The 3,306-nt window shown below is 70.0% G+C and carries 2 protein-coding genes and 2 pseudogenes; 3 read left to right on the top strand and 1 reads right to left on the bottom strand.

What is annotated here, in order from left to right; genetic code table 11:
* Together AC1DOC_RS31330 and AC1DOC_RS31335 are read left to right on the top strand one after the other, a co-directional pair.
* A partial coding sequence (locus AC1DOC_RS31330) for an AMP nucleosidase (RefSeq protein ID WP_478131293.1) occupies positions 1-1,207 on the top strand: 1,207 nt, incomplete at its 5' end.
* 150 nt (positions 1,208-1,357) lie between these two features.
* Positions 1,358-2,273, top strand: a pseudogene (locus tag AC1DOC_RS31335) (Bug family tripartite tricarboxylate transporter substrate binding protein).
* 9 nt (positions 2,274-2,282) lie between these two features.
* Here the strand turns inward: AC1DOC_RS31335 and AC1DOC_RS31340 are convergent.
* Positions 2,283-2,984 (bottom strand): ArsR/SmtB family transcription factor, encoded by a 702-nt coding sequence (locus AC1DOC_RS31340; RefSeq protein WP_478131294.1) that lies wholly within the window; start codon positions 2,982-2,984, stop codon positions 2,283-2,285.
* An 83-nt stretch (positions 2,985-3,067) separates the two neighbouring features.
* On the opposite strand from AC1DOC_RS31340, the pseudogene AC1DOC_RS31345 reads away from it, so the two are divergent.
* A pseudogene (locus AC1DOC_RS31345) lies at positions 3,068-3,306 on the top strand (cytochrome P450); the annotation flags it as partial.

Consider the following 3,306-nt stretch of genomic DNA (forward strand, 5'->3'; position numbering starts at 1 on the left):
GTTCCGCCTGCTGCTGGAGAACCATCAGGTCGAGATCGAGGTGGGCACCAGCACGCAGCCGATCCCCATCCACTTCTCCTTTGCCGAGAACGACCACATCGAAGGCACGATGAGCGAGGAGCGCCGCGCGCTGATGCGCGACGTGTTCGACCTGCCCGACCTGGGCGTGATGGACGACGGCATTGCCAACGGCACCTACGAAGCGCTGGCGGGCGAGGCGCAGCCGCTGTCGCTCTTCACGGCCGCGCGCGTGGACTATTCGCTGCACCGGCTGCGGCACTACACCGGCACCGCGCCCGAGTGGTTTCAGAATTTCGTGCTGTTCACCAACTACCAGTTCTATATCGACGAGTTCGTGCGCCTGGGCCACGAGGCCATGGCCGACGAGAAGAGCGAGTACGTGGCCTTCATCGAGCCCGGCAACGTGGTCACGCGCCGGCGCGGGCTGGCCGCGGGCGCCAGCACCAACTACGGCGGCCTGCTCGACGGCAGCCAGGGCACGGCGCCGCCGCGCCTGCCGCAGATGCCGGCCTACCACCTGGTGCGCGAGGACTGCAGCGGCATCAGCATGGTGAACATCGGGGTCGGCCCGGCCAACGCCAAGACCATCACCGACCACATCGCCGTGCTGCGCCCGCATGCCTGGATGATGCTGGGCCACTGCGCGGGCCTGCGCAACGCGCAGCAGCTCGGCGACTACGTGCTGGCGCATGCCTATGTGCGCGAGGACCACGTGCTCGACGAGGAACTGCCGCTGTGGGTGCCGATTCCGGCGCTGTCGGAAATCCAGCTCGCGCTGGAAAAAGCGGTGGCCGACGTCACGCGCTACACCGGCCCGGACCTCAAGAAGATCATGCGCACCGGCACGGTGGCGAGCACCGACAACCGCAACTGGGAGCTGCTGCCGGGCAACCAGCCGCAGCGCCGCTTCAGCCAGAGCCGGGCCGTGGCGCTCGACATGGAAAGCGCCACCATCGCGGCCAACGGCTTCCGCTTTCGCGTGCCCTACGGCACTTTGTTGTGCGTGAGCGACAAACCGCTGCACGGCGAGATCAAGCTGCCGGGCATGGCCAACCACTTCTACCGCGAGCGCGTGGAGCAGCACCTGCGCATCGGCATGCGGGCCATCGACATCCTGCGCGAGCAGGGTTCGACCCGGCTGCACAGCCGCAAGCTGCGCAGCTTCGCGGAGGTCGCCTTCCAGTAACCGCCGGGCTTACCTAGGGTTTTCACCTACTTTTGAAAGTAGGTGGGCGACGCATTTCGCGGACATCATCCGGCAACCTTTCTCACAACCGGAAACAAAATGTCTCGCTCGTCGCCCGGGAAGCTTTCTCGCCGCAACTTCAATGCATGGATGGCGGGCGCGGCCGCTGCCGCCGGGGCCGGGCCTGCGCTGCTGTGGCCTCGCCTGGCCGGCGCGGCCGAGCCGCAGCTCGTTTCGAAGCTGCGCATCGTGATTCCGGCCAACGAAGGCGGCGGCTGGGACCAGACCGGCCGCGCGCTCGGCGCGGCGCTGCTGGCCTCGGGCGCGGCGGGCGATGTGGTCTACGAGAACATCGGCGGCAAGGGCGGCACCATCGGCCTCGCAAAGTACGTCGAGAAATACGATGCCGACCCCGACACCCTGCTGATGAGCGGCATGGTCATGGTCGGCGCGGTGGCGCTGCAGAAGCCGGCTGTCACCATGGCGCAGGTGGCGCCGGTCGCGCGCCTCACCAGCGACTACGAGGTGGTGGCCGTGAAGGCCGATTCGCCGATCAAGACGCCCAAGGATCTGATCGCCCAGCTGCGCACCGATGCGGCCAAGGCGGTCATCGCGGGTGGCTCGGCCGGCGGCGTGGACCACATGTACGCCGGCATGCTGGCCCGCGTGGCCGGCAACACCGCGGGCCTGGTCTACCAGCCCTACCCGGGCGGCGCGCAGGTGGTGGAAGCACTTGCCACCGGCAAGGCCGTGGCGGGCATCTCGGGCTTCAGCGAGTTCAGCGCGGGTCTTTCCAACGGTACGCCCGTCGGTGCGCGAGCAGGGCGTGGACGCCGACCTGGCCAACTGGCGCGGCGTGCTCACCGGCAAGAAGGTGACGGCGGAGCGCCGGGCCGTGCTGCTCGAGGCGGTGCACCGCGCCACCAACGCCGATGTCTGGCAGAAGACCATCAAGCGCAACAACTGGGATGCGTACTGGATGGCGGGCAAGGATTTCGAGAGCTTCCTCGAGCTGGACCTGGCGATGGCCGGTCCGATGATCTACCTGCTCAAGCTGAAGGCCTGAGCGCGCGCTTCAGGCAAAGAGCTCGGGCATCTCGCGCTGCGCCTTGGGCGTGAGCGCAAGCGCGCGGCCGTCGAGCTCCTGGCGCACCCAGCCGCGGCGCAGCGACAGCTGGAGCCAGGCCGCGCCGAGCGCGCCGCCCAGGTGCGGGCGGCGCTCGCTCCAGTCGAGGCAGGCGCAGRCAAAGCGCCGGCGCGAGCGGCGCACCGCATCCACCTCCACGCCCAGGCTCTCCAGCGCGATGGCGCCTTCGGGCGTGAGCTCGTACGAGCCGCTCTGCAGGCCGCTGAGCCAGCCTTGCGCGTGCAGCCGGTCGTGCAGCGCGACGCCGGCGGCGCCGGCCATGTGGTCGTAGCAGGTGCGCGCGGCGCGCAGGCGGCTCGGCGTGCTGGGCTTGAACTGCGCGGTGCGCGGCGCGCCGGCCACCACCATCAGGCTTTCGAGCGCGGCCGCCACGTTGTCGCCCGCCAGCCGGAAGTAGCGGTGCTTGCCCTGCACGAGCAGCTCGACCAGCCGCTCTTCCTTGAGGCGCGCGAGGTGCGCGCTGGCGGTGGAGGCGGCCACCTCGGCCACGGTGGCCAGCTCGGTCGCGGTGCGCGCATGGCCGTCCATCAGGCAGCTCAGCATGCGGGCGCGCGCGGGCTCGGCGATGGCACCGGCCAGGCGGGCCAGCTGCACGTCGGCATTGGAGGAAGAAGAAGAGCTCGTGTCCATGCGCCGATCCTAAGACGCCGCCGCATCCCACACTTCGTTCGCGGCCGAAGTGTGGCGGCGGCGGCAATTGCACACTGCGCGGCATGAACACAAGCCCCACGCCCTCCGCCTTCGACGGCATGCCGCTCGACCCCGTCGCGGCCGTCACGCATGCCGATCCCTATCCCTACTACGCCGAACTGCGCGCGGGGCCGCCGCTCGCGTGGAACGAGGCGCTGCGCCTGTGGGTCGCGAGCCGCGCGGAGGTGATCGAATCGCTGCTGCTCGCGCACGGCGGCGCGCTGCGCGTGCGGCCGGCGGCCGAGCCGGTGCCGCGCGCCAT

This window comes from Variovorax sp. 01T439_2 (assembly GCF_056398445.1).